Origin of the sequence: Streptomyces sp. NPDC049915 (assembly GCF_040656475.1) — a bacterium.
GTDB lineage: Bacteria > Actinomycetota > Actinomycetes > Streptomycetales > Streptomycetaceae > Streptomyces.
This window is the reverse complement of the sequence record NZ_JBFAMH010000010.1, coordinates 236,877-258,362: the sequence shown is the minus strand read 5'-3', so window position 1 is coordinate 258,362 and position 21,486 is coordinate 236,877. Positions and strand designations below refer to the sequence as shown.

Below are 21,486 nucleotides of genomic sequence, written 5' to 3'. Positions count from 1 at the left end.
GCGATTCAGTCCGCCGACTCCGCCGCGTGCGGACTGAGCACGCCCGCCGTGACCAGGGCGATGATCACGACACCGAGGATCACGCGGTACCAGACGAACGGCATGAAGGACTTGCTGGAAATGTATTTCATGAACCAGGCGATGACGGCATATCCGGACCCGAACGCGATCACCGTCGCGAAGATCGTCGGGCCCCAGGAGACGTGATCGCTCTCCAGCGCGTCCTTCAGCTCGAACAGCCCGGACGCGAGCACCGCGGGGATGGCGAGGAGGAAGGAGTAGCGGGCGGCGGCCTCGCGCCTGTAGCCCATGAACAGCCCGCCGCTGATGGTCGCGCCGGAGCGGGAGACACCCGGGATGAGCGCGCAGGCCTGGCAGAGGCCGAAGATCAGACCGTCCTTCACGCCGAGGTCCTGGAGCGTCTTGCGCTGCTTCGGCGCCCGGTGCCGGCCGCCCGTCTCGTCGCGGGCCGCCAGCCGGTCGGCTATGCCTATGACGACACCGACGACGATGAGCATCGTCGCGGTGATCCGCAGATCGCGGAACGGCCCCTCGATCTGGTCCTTGAACGTGACGCCCAGCACGCCGATCGGAACGGAGCCGACGATGACCAGCCAGCCCATCTGGGCGTCGTGGTGGTGCCGCATGGTCTTGTCGAACAGCGAGCGGAACCACGCGGACAGGATGCCCGCGATGTCCTTGCGGAAGTAGATCAGCACCGCCGCCTCCGTGCCGATCTGGGTGATCGCGGTGAAGGCCGCACCCGGGTCGTGCCAGCCGGAGAAGGCCGCGGTCAGCCGCAGATGCGCGCTGGAGGAGACGGGAAGGAACTCGGTCAGCCCCTGGACGAGTCCGAGGACGAGCGATTCAAACCAAGACATGAAGTTACGTCAGTCCAAGTGCCGGTCGTGGAAGGGGCGACGGGGCACCGGGCCGCCGTACGCGATGATCACGTGTGTCGGGGGCAGCGTAGCGTCCCCGTATGACGGCCTCTTGGCTGGGGCGGCGGCTCCGGTCCGGTCAGGCGCGGCGCAGATGGTGCCGTTTGCGCCAGGCCACCACCGCCCCGGCCACCGCCGGCAGTCCGATGCCGGCCATCGCGACCAGGAAGGCCGGGGAGGTCGGCGAGCCGGCACGGGCGCCGGCGAGGGCGTACGCGGCGGTGTTCGGGATCGAGCCGATCCCCGTCGCGACCAGGAAGGGCCAACAGCGCATCCGGGAGACGGCGGCGCAGTAGTTCGCGGCCCAGAACGGCACTCCGGGAAACAGGCGGGCCATCAGCATGGAGCGGAAACCGTGCCGGCTGAGCTGGCCGTCCGCCGCCTTCAGCACCCGGCCCCGCAGCAGCGGGCGCAGCGCGTCCTGCCCGAGCGCCCGGCCCAGACCGAAGGCGATCCCGGCGCCGAGCACGGTGCCGGCCAGCGACGTGGCGAGCCCGAGCGATGTGCCGAACAGCGCACCACCCGCCAGGTTCAGCAGCGGCCGCGGCACGAACGCCACCGTGCACAGCCCGTACGCCACGGTGAACACCGCGGCCGCCGTCGCACCGCCGAGCTGGGGTGGCCAGCCGTGCGCCAGCAGCCGCTGCGGCTCGAACAGCAGCACCGAGCAGCCCGCCGCCGCGAGCAGCGCGACCAGCAGGGAGAAACGGGGCCAGGGTGAGCGCAGGACACGGGTGCAGCGCGCGCTGAGCGTGCCGGGTACGGGCAGGGGCGGCGCGCTGATCGCGAGCTCCATGGCGGGGGCCGGGGGAGAGGCCACTGCGGTGCCCCCAGAGCGGGTGGGTGCATCGGGCATCCGGCGACAGTAACCGACACGGGTGTCTGATCGCCGTATGGTCTGTCTCATGACCGTCACAGGTAGGCGTTGGTCCGTCTCATGACCTTCATGGGTGCGGGCTCACGACCGGTCACAGGTACGAGCTCATGACCGTCACAGGGAAGGCGGCGACCGCCGTGCCGCACAGCGCGCTCGCCGACACCGTCCTGCCGCGGCTGACCGAGGTGTACGGCGCCGCCGCCGACCCCGAGCGGGCCGGGGCCATGCGCGCGTACATGAAGGACGTCGCCCCCTTCCTCGGCATCGCCACCCCCGAGCGCCGCGGTCTGTCACGCACGGTCCTGTCGGGCACGGCGCGCCCCGGCGAGGCCGACTGCGCGGCGATCGCCCTGCGCTGCTGGGCGCTGCCCGAGCGCGAGTACCACTACTTCGCCGTCGACTACCTGCGTCGCCACGTCGGCCGCTGCTCCTCCGCCTTCCTGCCGGTGGTCCGGCACCTGATCACCACCGTCCCCTGGTGGGACACCGTCGACCTGCTCGCCGCCCACGTCGTCGGCCCGCTCGTCGCGGCAGATCCGGGCCTCGCCACCGCCATGGACGCCTGGATCGCCGACGACGACCTGTGGCCGGCCCGCACCGCCCTGCTGCACCAGCTGCGGTTCAAGGAGGACACCGACACCGAGCGGCTGTTCGGCTACTGCCTCCGTCGTAGCGGCCACCCCGACTTCTTCATCCGCAAGGCCATCGGCTGGGCCCTGCGCGAGTACGCCAAGACCGACCCGGACGCCGTGCGCGCCTTCCTCGCGCGCGAGCGGGGCCGGTTCGCGGCGCTGACGGTGCGCGAGGCGCTGAAGAACATCGGCGCCTGACAGGCCGTAAGGACCGTGCGGCACCGGCCGTACAGCGATAAATCATTCGACGGCGTGCCGGGGCTCGGCGATGATCGACGGCATGTTCCGGTACGCCTTCCTCCTCGCAGCATCCGCGGTCGCGGATGCCCCGAAGGCTGCCGTTCCCGTCATCCTGGCCGCTGTCGACGGCGCCCGAAGCTGACCCTCCCCGGATCGTCCCGCGGACCCCGCAGGGGGAGGGTCGGCGGTTCCTTGGGGTCCCTTTCCCTCCCACGAGGCTTCGAGGTACAGCCATGCCCAAGACGGCGTACACGCGCACCAAACCGCATCTGAACATCGGCACCATGGGTCACGTCGACCACGGCAAGACGACGCTGACCGCCGCCATCACCAAGGTGCTGGCCGAGCGCGGCACCGGCACGTTCGTGCCGTTCGACCGCATCGACCGCGCCCCGGAGGAGGCCGCCCGCGGCATCACCATCAACATCGCGCACGTCGAGTACGAGACCGACACCCGGCACTACGCCCACGTCGACATGCCGGGCCACGCCGACTACGTCAAGAACATGGTCACCGGCGCCGCCCAGCTCGACGGGGCGATCCTCGTCGTCTCCGCGATCGACGGGATCATGCCGCAGACCGCCGAACACGTGCTGCTGGCCCGTCAGGTCGGTGTGAACCACGTCGTCGTCGCGCTGAACAAGGCCGACGCCGGTGACGAGGAGCTGACCGACCTGGTCGAGCTGGAGGTCCGCGACCTGCTCACCGCGCACGGTTACGGCGGCGACGCCGCACCCGTCGTACGGGTCTCCGGGCTGAAGGCGCTGCAGGGCGACCCGCGCTGGACGGCGTCCGTCGAGGCGCTGCTCGACGCGGTGGACACCTATGTGCCGATGCCGGAGCGGTACCTGGACGCGCCGTTCCTGCTGCCGGTGGAGAACGTGCTCACCATCACCGGGCGCGGGACCGTCGTCACCGGCGCCGTCGAGCGCGGCACCGTGCGGGTCGGCGACCCGGTCGAGGTGCTCGGCGCGGACGTCGACACGGTCGTGACCGGTCTCGAGACCTTCGGCAAGCCGATGGAGGAGGCGCAGGCCGGGGACAACGTGGCGCTGCTGCTGCGGGGAGTGCCCCGGGACGCGGTGCGGCGCGGGCACGTGGTCGCCGCGCCGGGCAGCGTCGCGCCGAGCCGGCGGTTCACGGCACGGCTGTACGTGCTCTCCGCGCGTGAGGGCGGCCGTACGACGCCGGTCGCCACCGGCTACCGGCCGCAGTTCTACGTCCGTACCGCCGACGTCGTCGGCTGCCTCGACTTCGGCGAGGCGGCCCTCGCGCGGCCCGGTCAGACGGTCGAGGTGACCGTCGACCTGGGACGCGAGGTGCCGCTGGAGCCGGGGCTCGGGTTCGCCGTCCGCGAGGGCGGGCGGACGGTGGGCGCGGGGACGGTGACCTCGGTCGGCTGAGGTGACAATGGTGTCGTGAGCGATGCCATACCCGTCACCCGGACCACCGACCACGGGACCGCCAAGCTGATGCCCGACGTCGACCGTGAGCGGGCCTGGCTGCTCACGGTCGACGGTGCGCCCCAGTCGTACGTGGACCTCGACGAGCCGGCGTACCTGGAGTTCGAGTACGCGCGGCGGCTCGGGCATGTGCTGGACACCGTCGCGGAACCGGGGCGCCCGCTGGACATGCTGCACCTCGGCGGGGGCGCGCTCACCCTGCCGCGGTACGTGGCCGCGACCCGCCCCGGTTCCCGGCAGGACGTCGTCGAGGCCGACCGGGGGCTGCTGGAGCTGGTCGTGGAACAGCTGCCGCTGCCCGCCGGTTCGGGCGTCGCGCTGCACACGGCGGACGCGCGGGCCTGGCTGGAGGCGGCGCCGGCGGACAGCGCCGACGTGCTCGTCGCCGACGTGTTCGGCGGCTCGCGCGTCCCGGCGCATCTGACGACCCTCGCTTACGCCCGCGAGGCCGGCCGGGTGCTGCGGGCGGACGGCGTCTACGTCGCCAATCTGGCGGACGCGGCGCCGTTCGCGTTCCTGCGCTCCCAACTGGCCACCTTCGGCGCGCTCTTCGAGGAGCTGGCGCTGATCGCTGAGCCGGGCGTGCTGCGCGGGCGCCGCTTCGGCAACGCGATCCTCGTCGCCGCGCACCGCCCCGTGGACACCGCCGCGCTGGCCCGGCTGACCGCCGGGGACGCCTTCCCGGCACGGGTGGAGCACGGGCGGGCGCTGCGCGACTTCACCGGCGACGCCCGCCCGGTCACGGACGAGGACGCGGTGCCCTCACCCGTGCCGCCCGACGGGGCTTTCGGCATCGGCTGAGGCACTCTCGCCGATGTGCCCCGCCACGGGCCCGGTACGGCGGCGCAGCCGGCGCACGTCCGGCACGCACAGCACGGCCGCGGTGACCGCCACGACGAGGGCCGCGCACCCCCACAGGGACGCGGTCCGTCCGAAGGCGCTCTGCGCGGGGCCCGCCAGAGCCATGGCGAGGGGGACCAGGGCGATGGACCCGAACCAGTCGTAGGCCGACACCCGCGACAGCTTCTCCTCCGGGATCTCCTGGTGCAGCGCCGTCATCCAGGACACCCCGAACACCTCCAGCGTGACCCCGGTGGCGAACATCACCGCGCACAGCACGCCCAGCGGCACCGGTACGGCGAGAACGGCCGACGGCAGGGCCAGCGGGAAGACGCACAAGGTCCCCGCGAGCAGCAGCCGGCGGGGCTTCCACCGGGTCATCAGCAGGGCGCCGCCGACCGTACCCGCGCCGAAGAAGCCGAGCGCCAGGCCCCACGGGCCCGCCCCGCCGAGGTGGTCGCGGGCGACGAGGGGGCCGTAAACGGCGTCGGCGGCGCCGACGACCGCGTTGGCGACGGAGAACTGCGCGACGACACCCCACAGCCAGGGCCGGCCGGTGAACTCCCGCCACCCCTCCCTCAGGTCGGCCAGCAGGCCGCCGCCCGCAGCGCGCGGAGGGATGTGCCGCACGTCGAGGAAGGAGCGCAGGGCGCCGGCGAGTGCGAAGGCGGCCGCGTCCACGGCGAGCACCCAGCCCGGCCCGACCGCGGCGACCAGCGCACCGCCCGCGGCGGCCCCGCCGAGCGCCGCACCCTGCATCGCCATCCGGAACACGGCGAACGCCCGCCCCGCGTGCTCGCCCTCCACGGACGACAGCAGCATGCCCTCGGCGGCCGGGCTGAAGAACGCCTGCCCGGCGCCGCCGAGCGCGCTCAGCAGCATCATCTGCCACACCTGCGGGTCGCCGGCCAGTACGAGAGTGGCGAAGGCGCACTGGGAGAGGCAGTTGACGGCGTTGGCGGCGACCATCACCCGGTGACGCTGCAGCCGGTCCGCCACCGCACCGCCGATCAGCAGGAACAGCACCAGCGGCACCGTCCGCGCCGCCGCCACCAGACCCACGTCGCCGGCGTCCCCGCCCGCGCCGAGCACGGCGAACGCGGAGGCGATGAGGGCGGCCTGGCCGCCGCCGTTGGTGAGGAAGGCGGCAGCGGTGAGAAGACGGTAGTTGCGCCCGGCCCACGCGGGCCGGCGCGGAGAGCGGGGGCGGTCGGAGGCGGTGGTCACCGGGTGACTATGACCGACCGGTTCCGCGCACGCCACTTCGCATCGGCCGGTGCCCGCCCGCCGTGCGGCGGGCGGGGAACGCGCCGGTCAGCTCGCGATCGGATCGCCGTGCAGGCGCACCGTGCTGAGGATCTGCTGGATGGTCGCCTCGGGCAGCTCGTCCTTGACGCCCTTGGCGGCGTACATGCTCCAGGAGACGAAGTTGCCCGTGGAGTTCTTGAACGCGAACGTGATCGCCTTGCCGTCACTGTCGCAGGTGCCGTGCTTGGGCACGCCCTGCGTGTAGGAGACGGCCACGCTGCCCTGCACGCCGGACTTCGTCTTGTACGGCTTGGCCTGGCCGATCTTCAGGTACTTGCGGGAGGTCTTCTCGTTCTGGTCGGTGTAGCCGCCGAAGGCGAACGCGGCCGCGTCCCCGCGGGCGATGCTCGCGGTGTCCTTGCCGCCGTTCTCGCCCTTGGTACCGGCGGCCGCCATCTTCGTCGAATCCTTGCGGCCGTCCTTGTCGTCGTCGGACACGCACCAGTCCTTCTTGAACACGGCCGGCGCGGAGAACCCGATGTAGGGCGAGCCGTCGCCCTTCTGCGTGTCCTCGAAGCCGATGAAGGTGCCGGGGTCCTCCACGTACCAGTCGGCGGGTACGTCGAAGGCAGTGCCGTACTTGGGGTTCACGACGACCTTCCAGCCCGGGACGGTCGCCTTCTCTGCCTCGCCGCCCCGCGGGTTGTCGCCGCCCCCGGACGTCGTCGGCTGCGGCGACGGCGTCGGCGACGACGACACCGACTGCGCGGTCGTCGGCTTGTCCGAGCCGCCCTTCGCGGTGTCGTCCTCGTCACCGCCGAGCACGAGGAACCCGGTGACGGCGGCGGTCAGCACCACCGCGCCGGCCGCGATGATCGCCACGAGCTTGGTCCGGTTCCCGCCACCGCCGTTGCCGCTGCCGAGGTTCCCGGGCGGCGGCGTCGCCGGCTGCGGAACACCGGCCGGCGTGGGCGTCCCCCACTGCTGCTGCTGCGCATAGGGGTTGGGCTGCTGGTAACCGGTCTGCTGGTACGGATTCGGCTGCTGGTACCCCGGCTGACTCGGCTGCTGATACGGGTTGTTCTGCGCGTTCGGGTTCGGCTCGCCCCCGGGCGGCTGCTGCTGTCCTGGCCACATGGCGCCCCACCCTAGTGCCGCCCGGGACACGAATCGGTCACCGGTCCTTGTCAGGGACGTACCGAAAACCGGGCGGTGGGGGCGACCGGTCGATTCCGGGTTCCCGGGCCGGATGCCTGGCCCCCGCAGGCTACTCATGGGTAACATGCCGCCATGAGCGCAGATCAGATGTCGATCGGCGAGATGCTCGCCGCCACCGTGCCGATGGCCCGGACCTTGAAGCTCGAGTTCGTCGAGGCCACGCCGGAGCGGGCGGTGGTGGCCCTGCCGGATCAGGGGGAGTTCCACAACCATGTGGGCGGGCCGCACGCCGGTGCGATGTTCACGCTCGGGGAGTCGGCCAGCGGGGCCATCGTGCTCGCCGCGTTCGGGGACCAGCTCGCGCGGGCCGTGCCGCTGGCCGTGCGGGCCGAGATCGCCTACAAGAAGCTGGCCATGGGGGCCGTCACCGCGACCGCGACCCTGGGCCGGCCGGCCGCCGAGGTCGTGGCGGAGCTGGACGCGGGGCAGCGGCCCGAGTTCCCGGTCGCCATCGAGATCCGGCGCGAGGACGGAGCCGTCACCGGGGAGATGAAGGTGGTGTGGACTCTGCGGCCCAACGGCTGAGCAGACGTCCGGTGGAGTGGGGCCGAGGGTCCGCGCCCGTGCGGGGCCTCGGCCTTTGTCGTGCCGCCGGGCCGCCCGGCGCGCCCCGGGGTGAGGCGCCTCGTCGCCGGTGCCGTCACGCCGGACGCCCGGATCGCGGTTGCGGGATGCCGTACGTCAACGGGCCCCGCGTGCCTGCCGTTTAAGCCGTCCGGCGCCCATTGCAGGCGAATTCGGAAAGTGATACCGGCGGTAACCAATAGGAAATCGCCTTCTTCTGAGGGGACGTCACCGAACTCCTTGTTTCCTGTGAGTCGTATGTGCGAAAGTGAGTCCCCCGCGGGAACGCAGTGCCACCCTTCGGCTCGGAAGGAAATGGTTCCGTGCAGTCCCCACACCCCCCACGCCCCCCATATCCGCCCCGCCCGGGGGGGACGCCCGGAGAGTCGGACCGCGACCTCGTCGCCCAGCTGGCCACCCCGGACGGGCGTGGCCGCGCCGTCGCCCTGCTGCTCGCCCGGCACTGGTCCGCCGCGCGTGACTACGCCGCCGTCTGCCTCGCCTCGCCCGGCGAAACCGCCCAGCTCGTGGCCACCGCGGCGGTCCACCAGGTGCTCGACCGGCTCGCCGCCGGCCGGGTCGGCGGCGCCCTGCGTCCGCAGATCCTCGTCGCCGTCCGTGACACCGTCCGCGACTGGGCCGCAGACCGCGGTCTTTCCGTACTCCTGCCGGAATTGCGCAAAACCACCGGCGGCCGCGGACTGCGCGCGACCGGAGGCGGCATCCCGGAAAAGCGGCAACTCGCCGAACGCGCATTCCGTGCCCTTCCCGGCGCAGCCCAATGCCTCTTGTGGCACACCGAGGTCGAGGCCGAACCGATATCCATACCCGCCGGTCTGCTGGCCGTGCACCCCGGCACCGCAGCGGCCGCTCTGGAACAGGCCAGGGAACAATTCCGCGCCGGTTGCGTCCGCGCCCACCGCGAACTCGCCCCCACCGACGAGTGCCGCTTCCACACCCGCCTCCTCGACGCCCCGCTGCGCCGCGGCGGACATCTGCTGCCCGACGTGCGCCGGCATCTCGCGGAGTGCCGTTACTGCCGTCAAGCCGCCGAACAGCTCAGCCACTTCGACGGCGCGCTCGACGTCCTGCTCGCCGAGACCGTGCTCGGCTGGGGCGCCCGGCGCTACCTCGACTCCCGGCCCGGGCGCGGCGCGAGCCCCGGCGTCGCGCAGGCACGTCGCGGCGGACGCCACCGCGGGGCCCCGTCGCCGGGCCGTCCCACAGCCTCCGCACGGCACACCAAGGCCGCCGTACTGGCCGGTGTCGGGCTGGCCGCTCTCGCCCTGCTCGCCACGGTGCTCGCCACTCAGAGTCGCTCCGCCGACAACGCTGTCCCCGGTGCCGGCCCCGGGCGCCGGTCCGCGCGCACATGGGGTCCGCCCGCCGCCGGGACGGGGGCCTCGACCCGTCCGGCCGGACCCGTCGCCACTCCGCCGTCGCCCGGCTCGCCCACCGCCGCGTCCGCCGTGCGCCCGGCCCCGCTCCTGAAGGGCCGGCTGCGCAACGCCGCCACCGGCCGCTGCCTCGACGCCGATGCCGGCCGGGTACGGTCCGGAGCCGCCGCCGAGCTCGCCGACTGCTCGCCGGCCGCCTCCCAGCGCTGGACGTTCGGCGCCGACGGCCGGTTGCGCAGCGCCGCCGATCCCGCCCTCTGCCTCCTCGCCGACCCGTTCGACCGCCGCGTCGCACTCGCCGACTGTGCCGACGCGGCCGCGTACGACCTCACCGTCCGCGGCGAGTTGCTCCTGCGCGGGCGGGCCGGCCTCGGCCTCGCTCCCGCGCAGGGCTCCGCCACCACGGTCACTGTCGCGCCGCGGGACGCATCGGCGCGCGGGCGTTGGGTGTTCGACACCGGAACCGCGCAGGGCGGCTTGCCGCGGCCGCGATCGGACGGCGCCGACCCGACCGACGCACCCGGTGAGCCGAGCAGGCCGAGTGAGCCGACCGGACGACCCCGCTCCTTCCACGCCCCCGGCGACCAACCCGCCACGCCGAGATTCGTCCCGGTCGTCTGCTGCGCCGAGCAGCCACCGGCCGTGCCGCGACGGCCGTCCGCCGCCGTCGCCGCGTCGGCCTCCGTCCTCTCCGGCGCGACCACCGTCGTATCCGGCACAGTCCCGCGCATCGCGTCGGCTGCCGTACCGGCCGCCCCGCTCCCTCTCGTATCGGCACCCTGACCCGACCACCCCTCGCGGGGGCCACCCGTCCGGCGGCCCCCGCCTCTTCTTCCGACCGCCCTCCGGTCGGCATCCGGCGGATCCCCGCCTCGCCTCGTTGACGCGGGTCACCCCGAGTCGTACGTTGCCGACGCGCACGGCGTTTCTGACGGGTCGTCAATCTCCGGACGCCCTCGTCGTGCCGCGTGCACCGAAGGAGCGACGGCCCATGTCCGACACGGTCTCCCGGCGATCCGCGCTGACCCTGCTGAGCGGCACGATCGCGGTCGTCGCGGCGGCCGCCGGTTCCCTCTCCCTCGCCCCCCGCGCCACCGCGCGGAGCAGAACCGGCGCCCGCATCCGCGGCCGCCGCGTCGACCACCTCCTGGGCGCGCTCACCCTCGACGAGAAGGTCAGCCTGCTGCACGGCGCCACCGACCCGGACACGCTCGGCGAGGCCGGCTACGTCCCCGGCGTCCCCCGCCGCGGCATCCCGCCGCTGCGCCTGGCCGACGGCCCCGCCGGGGTCCGGGTCACCCGGCACGCCACCGCCCTGCCCGCCCCCGTCCTCCTGGCCTCCGCCTTCGATCCCGAGCTGGCCCGCCGCTACGGCCAGGTCATCGGCCGCGAGGGCCGCGCCCTCGGCCAGGACGTCCTGCTCTCCCCGATGGTCAACCTCATCCGCACCCCCTACGCCGGGCGCAACTTCGAGACCTTCAGCGAGGACCCGCTGCTCGCCGCCGACCTGGTCGCCGCCGAGATCGAGGGGATCCAGCGCGAGGGACTCATCGCGACCGTCAAGCACCTCGCGCTGAACAACCAGGAGAAGGACCGCATGTCCGTCGACGTGCACGTCGACGAACGCACCCTGCACGAGGTCGAGCTGCGCGGCTTCGAGGCCGCCGTCCGGGCCGGCGCCGGAGCCGTGATGGGCGCCTACAACAAGGTCGACGGGACCTACGCCTGCGAGAACGAGGCCCTGCTCACCGGCATCCTGCGCGACCGGTGGGGCTTCGACGGCTGGGTGATGACGGACTGGTACGCCGCCCACAGCACCGAGAAGGCCCTCACCGCGGGGCTCGACATGGAGATGCCGAACGGCGCGTACTTCGGTACGGCGCTGGCGGCAGCGGTGCGCGACGGCCGCGTCGCCGAGGCCCACGTCGACCGTGCCGTACGCCGGGTCCTGGCCGTCATGGACCGCTTCGGGCTGCTCGACGGCAGCGCGCCGCCCCGTCCCGAGCGGGACGCGCCGGCGGGCGCCGCCGTCGCCCTGGAGGTCGCCAAGGCCGGGGCCACCCTGCTGCACAACGCGCACGGCACCCTCCCGCTCACCGCCGGCAGCGTCGCGGTGATCGGCCCGACCGGCGCCCTGCCCTTCGTCAGCGGCGGCGGCAGCGCGCACGTCGTCCCCGACCACGCCGACAGCCCGCTGGACGCCCTGCGCTCACGGGCCTCCGGCGAGGTCACGTACGCCCTCGGCGAGGACGTCTTCGGCAAGCCGATCCCGGCGGACGCGCTCAGCCCCGGCTTCCCGAGCGAGGGCACACGGGTCGACGCCGGGACGGCCTGGTCGTACGACGGGACCCTCACCGTGGGCGAGGCCGACGAGTGGACCCTCGTGCTCCATTTCTCCGGGATCGCGACCGGCCGCCCCAAAGTGCAACTCGACGGCACCGAGCTGTTCCCGATCGCGTCCGGCTGGGGCGAGGCCTTCGTGGGTGGCCTGCTCGGCACCGCCCCGGACGGCCTCGCCGTACGCCGCGCCACCCTCCGGCTCACCCCCGGCGCCCACCGGCTGCGCATCAGCGCGCAAGGCGGAACCGCGGGCCTGGAGTTCCGGCTCCGGTACGGCACCGGCGCCACCCGGGACGCGGACGTCGCCGAAGCCGTACGGGCCGCGCGCGCCGCCCACCAGGTCGTGCTGTTCGCCTACGAGGACGCCACGGAGGGCCAGGACCGGACCACCATCGGCCTGCCCGGCCACCAGAACCGGCTGATCGAGGCCGTGACGGCGGCCAACCAGCGCACCACCGTCGTCCTCAACACCTCCTCCGCTACCGCGATGCCGTGGCTGGAGCGCACCGGCGCGGTGCTCCAGATGTACTACCCGGGTCAGGAGGGCGCGGCCGCCACCGCCGCGGTCCTCTTCGGCGACTGCGACCCCGGTGGCCGGCTCACCCAGTCCTTCCCGGTCGACGACGACCACCACCCCGTCGCCGGCGACCCGCGCCGCTACCCGGGCAAGGGCGGCGTCGAGGAGTACTCCGAGGGTGTCCATGCCGGCTACCGCTGGTACGACGCCGAGGGCGTGCGCCCGCTCTTCCCCTTCGGCCACGGACTGTCGTACACCTCCTTCGCCTACGGCGATCCCTCCGCGCGCTGGACCCGGGACGGTCTTGAGGTGGACTTCACCGTCCGCAACACCGGCCGGCGCACCGGCGTCGACGTGCCGCAGGTGTACGTCGGGCCCTCCCCGGACGTGCCCCTCGACCAGCCGGTGCGGCTGCTCGGCGGCTATCGCAGGCTCACCCTGGAGCCGGGGGAGCGGCGCCGGGTCACCGTGAGGGTGGCCCCGCTCACTCTGTCCTGCTGGGACACCGCCCGGCACGACTGGGTGCTCGGCACCGGCCGCCGCACGGTGTGGATCGGGGCGTCCTCCCGTGACCTGCGGCTGCGCACGAGCGCGGACGTCGGCGGATGAGCCGTGCGGGGCGCCGGCGGCGGCCGTCGGCCCGTTCCGCGGCCCGACGCCGTCGCCCGCCGACCCGGTAGGCTTCCGGCGTGCGCCTTCGCGGCGCGTACGGGGACAGGCAGGGCAGCGAAAACGGGAGGGACCGGCAGTGCACGTCCAGGAATGGCTCGACACGGTACCGGCCGGCGCCGTCTACGCGTTGGTGGCCCTCGTCATCGGGCTCGAGAGTCTGGGCATCCCGCTGCCCGGTGAGATCGTCCTGGTCTCGGCGGCGCTGCTGTCCTCCCAGAGCGGCGGCATCAACCCCGTCGTGCTCGGCGTGTGCGCCAGCGCCGGCGCCGTGATCGGCGACTCCATCGGCTACGCGATCGGCCGCAAGGGCGGACGGCCGCTGCTGGCCTGGCTCGGAAAGAAGTTCCCGAGCCACTTCAGCGAGGGTCACATCGCGACCGCCGAGCGGTCCTTCGAGAAGTGGGGCATGTGGGCGGTCTTCTTCGGCCGCTTCGTCGCCCTGCTGCGCATCTTCGCCGGGCCGCTCGCGGGCGTGCTGCACATGCCGTACTGGAAGTTCCTCACCGCGAACCTCCTCGGCGGTGTCGTCTGGGCGGGCGGCACGACCGCCGTCATCTACTACGTCGGAGTCGTCGCCGAGTCCTGGCTGAAGAAGTTCTCCTGGCTGGGCCTGGTCCTGGCGGTGCTGATCGGCCTGGGCTCGATGCTGGTCCTCAAGCGCAAGGCCAGGAAGGCACAGCCGGCCCAGCAGGAGCCGGAACCCGTGGGCGCCGGCGAGTAGTCCCACCTCAGGGGCGCGGAGTACTGCGCGACCGGCCCCCCATGGCCCGCGGACCGCGGGCGACCGTCACGACCCCAGTGCGTCCCGGTGTGCCCGCCCGAGCTCCGCGTACATCGTGCCGTTCAGCGTCACGCCCTGCCGTTCCTCCTCGCTCAACTCCCGCCGTACCTTCGCCGGGACGCCCGCCACCAGGGAACCCGGCGGTACGACCATCCCCTGCGGCACGAGGGCCTGCGCCGCGACCAGTGAGCCCGCGCCGATCACCGCGCCGTTCAGGACCGTCGCGCCCATGCCGATCAGGCAGTCGTCCTCGACGGTCGCCCCGTGCACGACGGCGTTGTGGCCCACCGAGACGCGCTCGCCGATCGTGACCGGGAAACCTGGGTCGGCGTGCAAGGTGCAGTTGTCCTGGATGTTGCTCTGCGCGCCGACGCCGATCCGCTCGACATCGCCGCGCAGCACCGCGCCGTACCAGACGCTCGCGCCCGCCCGCAGCGTCACGTCACCGATCACGGACGCCGTCGGCGCCACGAACGCCTCGTCGTCGACCTTCGGTTCCTTGCCGCCGATGCCGGTGATCAGCGCCTGGTGCGCCATGGGTGCCTCCTCGATCGTCGTTCGGGAGCACCGTACGCCACCCGGTGGGGTGAAGATCACAGGGTTCGGAGCTGATGGGGGCCCGGTGCGAGGTTTACGGTGAGCGGGTGCTTACGCGCAAGAACACGTTCTCGTCCTGGCGGCGCCGCCTCGCGCAGCGCGCCGTCCACGCCGGCTGGGCCTGGGTGCAGCGCACGGGCTCGGTGACGGCGGAGCAGCCCGGGCGGTTCCGCTTCGGCGCGATGGGAACAGGTACCCGGCTCGCCTTCCCGCTCGGCACGGTCTTCGGCGAACCGTGGATCCAGCTGGGCGCGCACTGCATCGTCGGCGAGCAGGTCACCCTCACCGCCGGTCTGATGCCCGACCTCGACCTCGGCTCCGAGCCGATCCTGCGCATCGGGGACGGCGTGGTGCTGGGCCGCGGCAGTCATGTCATCGCCGACACCACGGTCACGATCGGCAGCGACTGCTACTTCGGGCCGTATGTCTACGTCACCTCGACGAACCACTCCTACGACGACCCGCACGAGCCCATCGGACGGCAGTGGCCGCGGATGGAGCCGGTGGAGATCGGGCCGGGCTGCTGGATCGGCACCGGCGCGGTGATCCTGCCGGGTGCGCGGATCGGCCGGAACGTCGTGGTCGCGGCCGGCGCCGTGGTCCGCGGCGCGGTGCCCGACCACGCGGTGGTCGCGGGGGCGCCCGCCCGGGTCGTACGGCGCTGGACGCCCGAGGACGGCTGGCAGCCGCCGCTGCGCACCCCGGCTCCGGTGCCGATACCGGCAGGGGTCACGCCGGAGCAGTTGCTGGCGCTGTCCGGGCTGGACGAGGAGACGGCGGCGCGCCTCGCCGAGCTGGACGAGGAAGAGGCGGCGGGGCTGGCCCGCCTGGAGACGGACGCCTGAGGTCACGCAGCCCGGCTCACCCCGTCGCCAGCAGCAGCGTCCCCAGCAGCGCCAGGCCCGCTCCCGCCGCCTGCACGCCCCGCAGGCGTTCGCGCAGGAAACCGCGAGCGGCGAGCGCGGTCACCACCGGGTAGAGCGAGGCGAGCACCGCGGCCACGGTGACCGGTCCGTGCTGGGCGGCGACCGAGTACGTGCCGTTGGCGGAGACGTCCGCCAGCCCCACGAAGGCCAGCGCGGGCAGGGCGTCCCACGGGAAGCGGCCCTCGGGCACCGCGGGCGCGCCCCGCTTGACCGAGACGTACAGGGCGGCGCCGCCCGCGGCCACGTTGGTCAGCCGCTGGACGAACAGCGCGAGGAACAGTCCGGTGACGGTGGTCGACGCCTCCGCGATCAGCGCGAACACCGCGCCGAAGCCGAGCGCCGCGACCAGTGTCAGCACGATGGTCTGCCGCTGCACGGGTGCCCCCTTGCGCTGCGGTCCGCCCGCCAGGACGACGCCGCCGACGGCGACGGCGGCACCCGCGACCTGCATCAGCCCGGGCCGCTCGCCGAGCACCAGCCCGACGCCGATCGGCACGGCGACGCTCAGCGACGCGAGCGGGGAGACGACGCCCATCGGGCCGCGGGCGAGCGCCTGGTAGAAGCAGATCATCGCCACCGGGCCCACCAGCCCGGCCGCGACGGCGAACCACAGCCGCGGTCCCGCCTCGCTCCAGCCGCCCGTGGCGACCACGATCGCGCCGAGTACGGCAGCCGCGATGGTCTGCGAGACGACCACCACGGTCAGGGCCGGGGCGCGTCGCGTGAGCACCCCGCCGCCGAAGTCCGCCAGGCCCCACAGCAGGCTGGTGGCCAGGGCGAAGAATGCTGTCACGGTTCGCCTCGCAGTACAGTTCGGTGGACGATCGGGTGCAGCCCACCGTAGTTCAGTTCAGTGAACTCTGTCATCCAGAATATTTGACTTCCCGGATATTGGACGGAATGTGTCAGACCTCGACCTGCTGACCCAGTCCCTGGCGCGCAATGTCAAGCGCTGGCGTACCGAGCGCGGCTTCACCCTGGACGCGCTCGCCGCCCGGGCCGGCGTCAGCCGCGGCATGCTCATCCAGATCGAGCAGGCCCGCACCAACCCGAGCATCGGCACGGTCGTCAAGATCGGTGACGCGCTGGGCATCAGCATCACCACCCTGCTCGACTACGAGCAGGGCCCGAAGGTGCGCATCGTCCCCGAGGAGCAGGCCGTACGGCTGTGGCACACCGACGCGGGCAGCTACAACCGCCTCCTCGCCGGCACCGAGGCTCCCGGCCCGCTGGAGATGTGGGACTGGCGGCTGATGCCGGGCGAGTCCAGCCCGTCCGACCCGCACCCGGCCGGCACGGTCGAGCTGGTCCATGTCACCGCCGGCGAGCTGACCCTCACCGTCGACGGCGCCGCCCATCGGATCCCGGCCGGAGCGAGCGCCTCCTTCGAGGCCAACACCCCGCACACCTACGGCAACGAGGGCGAGAAGCCGATGGAGATGATCATGGCCGTGTCGGTGCCTCTCGTGCGCTGAGACGCCCCCACGCCCGGTGCGCCGCACTTGCTAGCGTGCGGTCATGCAGGCACCCATCGGACACTTCGACCAGGCCACTCCCGCCCCCGACTGCCTCGACGCGCTGACCCGCCCCGTCGCCGACGCCGTACGGCACTGGCGCGGCAGCGTCCCCGCCGAGCAGATCGTCTACGTCGACACCGACCCGCAGTGGGCCGACACCGCCGTCTTCGTCGAGCACTACGGCCGTGAACTGCTGGAACAGAGCGCGAACTGCGTCGTCGTGGCCGGCAAGCGCGGCGGTGACACCACCCTCGCCGCCTGCGTGGTCCTCTCCACCACCCGGGTCGACGTCAACGGCGTGGTCCGCCGCCACCTCGGCGTGCGCAAGGCCTCCTTCGCGTCCATGGACACGGCGACCGGGGAGACCGGTATGGAGTACGGCGGCATCACACCGGTCGGACTTCCCGCCGACTGGCCCCTGCTGGTGGACGCGGCCGTCGTCGACCTGCCCTACGTGCTGGTCGGCAGCGGACGGCGGCGCGGCAAGCTGCTGGTACCGGGCAAGGCGTTCGCCGAACTGCCCGGGGCGGTCGTGCTGGAGGGGCTGGGCGTCGCCTGAGGCGTCCTTGGTCCGGTCTCAGGAGACCCGTGCGTGGTGGGCCAGCGCCAGGTGCGGGTCCGTCTCGCCCGGCACCGGCGCCGGGTCCGCGTGCACCAGGGCCGCCGTCAGCCGCGGCACCGCGTGCAGCAGGGCGTGTTCGGCGTCCACGGCGATCGCGTGCGCCCGGCGCACCGACACCTCGCCGTCCACGACGACCGCGACCTCGGCCCGCAGCCGGTGCCCGATCCAGCGCAGCCGCAGCTCACCCACCCCGCGCACGCCGGGCACCGTGCGCAGCGCCGCCTCCGCCCGGTCCACCAGGGCCGGGTCGACGGCGTCCATCACCCGCCGGAACACCTCGCGGCCCGCGTCCCGCAGCACCAGCGCGATCGCCGCGGTGATCGCCACACCCACGAGCGGGTCGGCCAGGTCCCAGCCCAGCGCCGAGCCGCCCGCGCCCACCAGCACGGCGAGCGACGTGAACCCGTCGGTGCGGGCGTGCAGCCCGTCGGCGACCAGTGCGGCCGAGCCGATCTCGCGGCCCACCCGGATCCGGTACCGGGCCACCCACTCGTTGCCCGCGAACCCGACGAGCGCGGCCACCGCCACCGCGCCGACGTGCTCCACCGGCCGCGGATCGAGCAGCCGCCCGAGCGCCGTCCACCCGGCGAACGCCGCCGACGCCGCGATCGTCAGCACGATCACCAGCCCGGCCAGATCCTCGGCGCGCCCGAAGCCGTAGGTGAAGCGCCGGGTCGCCGCGCGGCGGCCCAGCACGAACGCGATCCCGAGGGGCACGGCCGTCAGCGCGTCCGCCGCGTTGTGCACCGTGTCGCCGAGCAGCGCCACCGAACCGGACACGGCCACCACCAGCGCCTGCGCGAGCGCCGTCACACCGAGCACTGCCAGCGAGACCCACAGTGCGCGCATACCGCGGGCGGAGGACTCCAGGGCGGCGTCCACCTTGTCGGCGCTCTCGTGGGAATGGGGGGTGAGCAGGTGGGCGAGGCGGTGACGGAAGGCCGCGCGCTGGTGCGAGTGGGGCGCGTGCCCGTCGTGCGCGTGGGGTGCGTGCCCGTCGTGCGCGTGGGGTGCGTGCCCGTCGTGCGCGTGGGGTGCGTGCCCGTCGTGCGCGTGGGGTGCGTGCCCGCCGTGGGCGTGGGGTGCGTGCCCGTCCCGCGGGTGCTCGCCGTGCCGCTCGTGCCGGTGCTCGTGGTGGTGCCGTTCGCTCACGCCTGACCTCTTCCGGTGTACGGAGGTGGACGTACCCCGCCCACGGCGCCATTATGTGCGTATGAGCGCACGCATGCACCTCTCACCTGCGGACGATGCGCACCCGCGCACCCCCGGCGAGGAACAGTTCGCGCTCGCGGCCGAACTGCTCGCCCTGCTCGGCGACCGCACCCGGCTGGCCCTCCTGCACGCCCTGGCCGACGAGGAGGCCGACGTCACCACGCTCACCGAGGCGTGCGGCGCGGCCCGCCCGGCGGTCAGCCAGCACCTGGCCCGGCTGCGCCTGGCGGGACTGGTCACCACCCGCAAGGAGGGGCGGCGGGTGATCTACGCCCTGCGCGACGGCCATCTGCGCCGCCTGGTCGACGAGGCGCTCAGCGTCGCCGACCACCGGCTCACTGACCGGCCCCCGCACGACTGAACGCCGGGTGTCAGTAGCGCTCCGCGCTGCCCATGTACTGCTCCGCGAACGCGGCGGCCGCCACCGGCGAGCTGAACAGCCGCCGCAGCCGGGCCAGTGCGGTGCCCGCGCGGAACGCGTCTCCCGCGGCCGCCCCGTGGTACACCTCCGACAGCCACTGCGAGAACTCCTGGTAGTCCCACACCCGGCGCAGACAGGCCTCGGAGTAGCCCGCGAGCCCGCTGTCGTCGCCCCGCGTCAGCCGCGCGAGAAGCGCGTCGCCGAGCAGGAAGGCGTCGTGCAGCGCCAGGTTCATGCCCTTCGCGGCGATCGGCGCGACGAGATGGGCGGCGTCCCCGGCCAGGAACAGCCGGCCGGACGCCATCGGCTCCACGACATAGTCGTGCATGTCCAGCACGCGCTTCTCGATCAGCGGCCCCTCGACCGGCTCCGGCGCGCCCTCGGCCGAGAGCCGCAGCCGCAACGCGTCCCACACGCGCGCGTGCGACCAGTTCTCCGGGTCGTCGCCCGGCGGGCACTGCAGGTAGTAGCGGGTCATCTGGGGGCTGCGGGGCATCTGCCCGGCGAAGCCCTGCGGATGCACGCCGAACAGCACACAGTCCGTGGACGGCGGCGCCTCGGCGAGCAGCGCCAGCCAGCCGATGCCGTAATCGTGCCGGGCGACCCGGGCCCGGCCGCCCGCCAGCGCGGCCCGCGTCACCCCGCGCGCCCCGTCGCACCCGGCGACGAACTCACAGCGCAGCAGCCGCCGTTCACCCGTGTCGGGACAGGTGTACGACACCGACGGCCGGTCGGAGTCGACGTCGTGGACGGCTACGTCCCGTACCGCGAACCGGACGTCCCCGCCGCGCTCGTCGGCGTAGGCGCGCAGCAGGTCGCTCACCAGCAACGGCTGCGGGTACACCCAGTGGTGAAGCCCGGTCAGCTCCTCGTAGGCGAAGCGGTACCGGCCGCCGTCGAAGCGGAACTCGCACGCCGTGTGCCGCCGGGCGCCGGCCAGCAGCCTCTCGCCGAGGCCCCGCTTGTCCAGCTCGCGGACCGCCCACTCCTCCAGGACGCCCGCTCTGGGGCGCCGTTCGACGAACTGCCGGGTCTCGGTCTCCAGCACCACGCACCGCACGCCGGCGGCGGAGAGGAGGTTGGCGACCGTCAGGCCGGCGGGTCCGGCGCCCACGACGACGACGGGAACGTGCTCCAGGGCAGGGGAGTTGGGTGTCACCCCGTCATTATGGCGGTGGCCCCGCCGGTCAGCGCAGCCTGGGGATCTCGATGGCGGGGCAGCGGTCCATCACCATCTCCAGGCCCGCGTCGCGCACGCGCGCGTAGGCGTCCTCGTCGATCACCCCCAGCTGGAACCAGACGGCCCGGGCGCCCTTGGCGACGGCCTCGTCCGCGACGCCCCCGGCCAGTTCGCTGTTGACGAAGACGTCGACGACGTCCACGTCGAAGGGGATGTCCGCGAGCGTGGCGTACCCCTGCTCGCCGTGCACCGTCTCCGCCTTCGGGTGCACCGGAACGATCCGCTTGCCGAACCGCTGGAGCACCTGCGCCACGCCGTACGCGGCGCGGTCGCGGTTCGCGGACAGGCCGACCACGGCCCAGGTGTCCCCCAGCTCCGTGAGGATCTTGCGGATGGTTGCCTCGTCGCCGTACACCGGCGGCCTCCCTCGGCCTCGGAAGTGGAAGTGAAACGCCTCTGTGGAGCACAACGGACGAGGGGCGGCCGGGATTCCACCTGCGCGCGGACGGTGACGGGCCTAGGCTCGCTGCGTGCTGCGCATCACCGACGCCCGAACCGGCGAGTCCCTCGAGGCCGCCCCCGTACGCCGCGGCCTGACCCGCATCGAGGCACACGCGCCCGGGGACGACACCGCGTCCCTGCGGGTCCTGCTCGTCACCGACCTGCTCATGCGCGCCCTCGAACTGGGGGGTACACCCGTATGGGCGCTGCTGGCAGGCCGCAGCGGCCAGGCGGAGCTGCGCGCGAGCGCGGCGGCCCTCGGCATCCGGCCGCTGGAGGACAGCCATGACGTGGGGGCCGGCCTGGGCGAGGCCCAGGTCATCCATGTGGTGGCGGAGGGCGGTGGCGCCCCCGACGGCGTCCGGCTCGCCGTCGGGCCCGTGACACCGGCGGACGGCCTCCCCGCGGACTGGCTGCGGGCGGACGCCGACCCCGCCGCCGTACGCCTCGCGCTGCTGTCGGAGCCGCGCACCGGGCCGGCCCGGCTGGACCCGGACACCCTGGCCGCCGCCCGCGGCACCCTCACCCGGTGGCGCCGCGCCGTCGCCGACTGGGCGCGCCACCCCTCCCGGCCCATCCCCGAAGACGTGCGCGGCGACCTGCGCACCGCCTGGGAGGACGACCTGGACATGCCCGCCGTGCTGGACGTGCTGCGCCGGGTCGAGGCGGCCGGGCCCGACCTGCCCGAGGGCGCCCGCTTCGAGACGTACGCCTACGCCGACCGGCTGCTCGGTCTGGACCTCGTCCGTGATCTGGGGGCGGCGTGAGAGAGAGGTGGCC

General features: G+C 73.6%; 21 protein-coding genes. 12 read left to right on the top strand and 9 right to left on the bottom strand.

The genetic code is table 11. The annotated features are described in order from the left end of the window. Nucleotides 1-5: 5 nt before the first annotated feature. Together AB0J12_RS20015 and AB0J12_RS20010 are read right to left on the bottom strand one after the other, a co-directional pair. Entirely contained in the window at nt 6-881 is an 876-nt protein-coding gene (locus AB0J12_RS20015; protein ID WP_363265648.1) for an undecaprenyl-diphosphate phosphatase, read from the bottom strand. A 139-nt stretch (nt 882-1,020) separates the two neighbouring features. Continuing rightward, complete coding sequence (locus AB0J12_RS20010) at nt 1,021-1,797, bottom strand: TVP38/TMEM64 family protein (protein WP_363265647.1); 777 nt, start codon at nt 1,795-1,797, stop codon at nt 1,021-1,023. A 128-nt stretch (nt 1,798-1,925) separates the two neighbouring features. Between AB0J12_RS20010 and AB0J12_RS20005 the strand changes: the two genes are divergently transcribed. The 3 genes from AB0J12_RS20005 to AB0J12_RS19995 all read left to right on the top strand — a co-directional run bounded on the left by AB0J12_RS20005 (nt 1,926) and on the right by AB0J12_RS19995 (nt 4,954). Then, on the top strand, nt 1,926-2,648 hold the full coding sequence (locus AB0J12_RS20005) for a DNA alkylation repair protein (RefSeq protein WP_363265646.1): 723 nt from the start codon (nt 1,926-1,928) through the stop codon (nt 2,646-2,648). A 275-nt stretch (nt 2,649-2,923) separates the two neighbouring features. Beyond that, nucleotides 2,924-4,093: an elongation factor Tu gene (gene tuf, locus AB0J12_RS20000; RefSeq protein WP_363265645.1), complete on the top strand. Its 1,170-nt coding sequence runs from the start codon at nt 2,924-2,926 to the stop codon at nt 4,091-4,093. Nucleotides 4,094-4,108: 15 nt separating this feature from the next. Beyond that, entirely contained in the window at nt 4,109-4,954 is an 846-nt protein-coding gene (locus AB0J12_RS19995) for a fused MFS/spermidine synthase (protein ID WP_363265644.1), read from the top strand. Here the strand turns inward: AB0J12_RS19995 and AB0J12_RS19990 are convergent. Beyond that, a complete protein-coding gene (locus tag AB0J12_RS19990; protein WP_363265643.1) occupies nt 4,916-6,220 on the bottom strand; it encodes an MFS transporter in 1,305 nt (434 codons plus the stop codon). The genes AB0J12_RS19995 and AB0J12_RS19990 overlap by 39 nt on opposite strands. 87 nt (nt 6,221-6,307) lie before the next feature. Continuing rightward, on the bottom strand, nt 6,308-7,378 hold the full coding sequence (locus tag AB0J12_RS19985) for a hypothetical protein (protein ID WP_363265642.1): 1,071 nt from the start codon (nt 7,376-7,378) through the stop codon (nt 6,308-6,310). Nucleotides 7,379-7,531: 153 nt separating this feature from the next. On the opposite strand from AB0J12_RS19985, the gene AB0J12_RS19980 reads away from it, so the two are divergent. From AB0J12_RS19980 to AB0J12_RS19965, 4 genes are all read left to right on the top strand, one after another. Further along, nucleotides 7,532-7,984 (top strand): DUF4442 domain-containing protein, encoded by a 453-nt coding sequence (locus AB0J12_RS19980; RefSeq protein WP_363265641.1) that lies wholly within the window; start codon nt 7,532-7,534, stop codon nt 7,982-7,984. 362 nt (nt 7,985-8,346) lie between these two features. Then, nucleotides 8,347-10,203, top strand: a complete 1,857-nt coding sequence (locus AB0J12_RS19975) for a ricin-type beta-trefoil lectin domain protein (protein ID WP_363265640.1) — start codon at nt 8,347-8,349, stop codon at nt 10,201-10,203. A 208-nt stretch (nt 10,204-10,411) separates the two neighbouring features. After that, entirely contained in the window at nt 10,412-12,886 is a 2,475-nt protein-coding gene (locus tag AB0J12_RS19970; protein WP_363265638.1) for a beta-glucosidase, read from the top strand. 139 nt (nt 12,887-13,025) lie between these two features. Continuing rightward, complete coding sequence (locus AB0J12_RS19965) at nt 13,026-13,670, top strand: DedA family protein (RefSeq protein ID WP_363265637.1); 645 nt, start codon at nt 13,026-13,028, stop codon at nt 13,668-13,670. A 66-nt stretch (nt 13,671-13,736) separates the two neighbouring features. Here AB0J12_RS19965 and AB0J12_RS19960 read toward each other — a convergent pair whose 3' ends face one another. Next, nucleotides 13,737-14,267 carry a gamma carbonic anhydrase family protein gene (locus AB0J12_RS19960; protein ID WP_363265636.1) on the bottom strand — a complete coding sequence of 177 codons (531 nt, stop codon included), beginning with the start codon at nt 14,265-14,267 and terminating at the stop codon, nt 13,737-13,739. A 107-nt stretch (nt 14,268-14,374) separates the two neighbouring features. Here AB0J12_RS19960 and AB0J12_RS19955 point away from each other — a divergent pair, with 107 nt between their 5' ends. Further along, the gene (locus AB0J12_RS19955) at nt 14,375-15,172 is read left to right on the top strand and encodes an acyltransferase (RefSeq protein WP_363265635.1); all 798 of its coding nucleotides are present in this window, start codon (nt 14,375-14,377) and stop codon (nt 15,170-15,172) included. A gap of 16 nt (nt 15,173-15,188) precedes the next feature. Here AB0J12_RS19955 and AB0J12_RS19950 read toward each other — a convergent pair whose 3' ends face one another. Further along, nucleotides 15,189-16,046, bottom strand: coding sequence for an EamA family transporter (locus tag AB0J12_RS19950; protein ID WP_363265634.1), 858 nt, complete (start codon nt 16,044-16,046; stop codon nt 15,189-15,191). 109 nt (nt 16,047-16,155) lie between these two features. Here AB0J12_RS19950 and AB0J12_RS19945 point away from each other — a divergent pair, with 109 nt between their 5' ends. Then, a complete protein-coding gene (locus AB0J12_RS19945; RefSeq protein ID WP_363265633.1) occupies nt 16,156-16,728 on the top strand; it encodes an XRE family transcriptional regulator in 573 nt (190 codons plus the stop codon). A 43-nt stretch (nt 16,729-16,771) separates the two neighbouring features. Continuing rightward, nucleotides 16,772-17,329: a YbaK/EbsC family protein gene (locus AB0J12_RS19940; protein ID WP_363265632.1), complete on the top strand. Its 558-nt coding sequence runs from the start codon at nt 16,772-16,774 to the stop codon at nt 17,327-17,329. An 18-nt stretch (nt 17,330-17,347) separates the two neighbouring features. On the opposite strand, the gene AB0J12_RS19935 is transcribed toward AB0J12_RS19940, so the two are convergent. Continuing rightward, on the bottom strand, nt 17,348-18,544 hold the full coding sequence (locus tag AB0J12_RS19935) for a cation diffusion facilitator family transporter (RefSeq protein WP_363265631.1): 1,197 nt from the start codon (nt 18,542-18,544) through the stop codon (nt 17,348-17,350). A 61-nt stretch (nt 18,545-18,605) separates the two neighbouring features. Between AB0J12_RS19935 and AB0J12_RS19930 the strand changes: the two genes are divergently transcribed. Next, complete coding sequence (locus AB0J12_RS19930) at nt 18,606-18,965, top strand: metalloregulator ArsR/SmtB family transcription factor (protein WP_363265630.1); 360 nt, start codon at nt 18,606-18,608, stop codon at nt 18,963-18,965. Nucleotides 18,966-18,975: 10 nt separating this feature from the next. Here the strand turns inward: AB0J12_RS19930 and AB0J12_RS19925 are convergent, their stop codons facing one another. Both AB0J12_RS19925 and AB0J12_RS19920 read right to left on the bottom strand, forming a co-directional pair. Further along, nucleotides 18,976-20,184 (bottom strand): 4-hydroxybenzoate 3-monooxygenase, encoded by a 1,209-nt coding sequence (locus AB0J12_RS19925; protein WP_363265629.1) that lies wholly within the window; start codon nt 20,182-20,184, stop codon nt 18,976-18,978. Between the two features lie 28 nt (nt 20,185-20,212). Further along, the gene (locus tag AB0J12_RS19920) at nt 20,213-20,620 is read right to left on the bottom strand and encodes a CoA-binding protein (protein ID WP_363265628.1); all 408 of its coding nucleotides are present in this window, start codon (nt 20,618-20,620) and stop codon (nt 20,213-20,215) included. Between the two features lie 115 nt (nt 20,621-20,735). Between AB0J12_RS19920 and AB0J12_RS19915 the strand changes: the two genes are divergently transcribed. Continuing rightward, nucleotides 20,736-21,473 carry a hypothetical protein gene (locus AB0J12_RS19915; protein WP_363265627.1) on the top strand — a complete coding sequence of 246 codons (738 nt, stop codon included), beginning with the start codon at nt 20,736-20,738 and terminating at the stop codon, nt 21,471-21,473. Nucleotides 21,474-21,486 lie beyond the last annotated feature (13 nt).

Bases quoted from the DNA above. Each gene is read 5' to 3' on its own strand.
- AB0J12_RS19980 (WP_363265641.1), top strand. From the start codon at position 7,532: ATGAGCGCAGATCAGATGTCGATCGGCGAGATGCTCGCCGCCACCGTG.
- AB0J12_RS20015 (WP_363265648.1), bottom strand. From the start codon at position 881: ATGTCTTGGTTTGAATCGCTCGTCCTCGGACTCGTCCAGGGGCTGACC.
- AB0J12_RS20005 (WP_363265646.1), top strand. From the start codon at position 1,926: ATGACCGTCACAGGGAAGGCGGCGACCGCCGTGCCGCACAGCGCGCTC.
- AB0J12_RS20010 (WP_363265647.1), bottom strand. From the start codon at position 1,797: ATGCCCGATGCACCCACCCGCTCTGGGGGCACCGCAGTGGCCTCTCCC.
- tuf (WP_363265645.1), top strand. From the start codon at position 2,924: ATGCCCAAGACGGCGTACACGCGCACCAAACCGCATCTGAACATCGGC.
- AB0J12_RS19970 (WP_363265638.1), top strand. From the start codon at position 10,412: ATGTCCGACACGGTCTCCCGGCGATCCGCGCTGACCCTGCTGAGCGGC.
- AB0J12_RS19940 (WP_363265632.1), top strand. From the start codon at position 16,772: ATGCAGGCACCCATCGGACACTTCGACCAGGCCACTCCCGCCCCCGAC.
- AB0J12_RS19985 (WP_363265642.1), bottom strand. From the start codon at position 7,378: ATGTGGCCAGGACAGCAGCAGCCGCCCGGGGGCGAGCCGAACCCGAAC.
- AB0J12_RS19960 (WP_363265636.1), bottom strand. From the start codon at position 14,267: ATGGCGCACCAGGCGCTGATCACCGGCATCGGCGGCAAGGAACCGAAG.
- AB0J12_RS19930 (WP_363265630.1), top strand. From the start codon at position 18,606: ATGAGCGCACGCATGCACCTCTCACCTGCGGACGATGCGCACCCGCGC.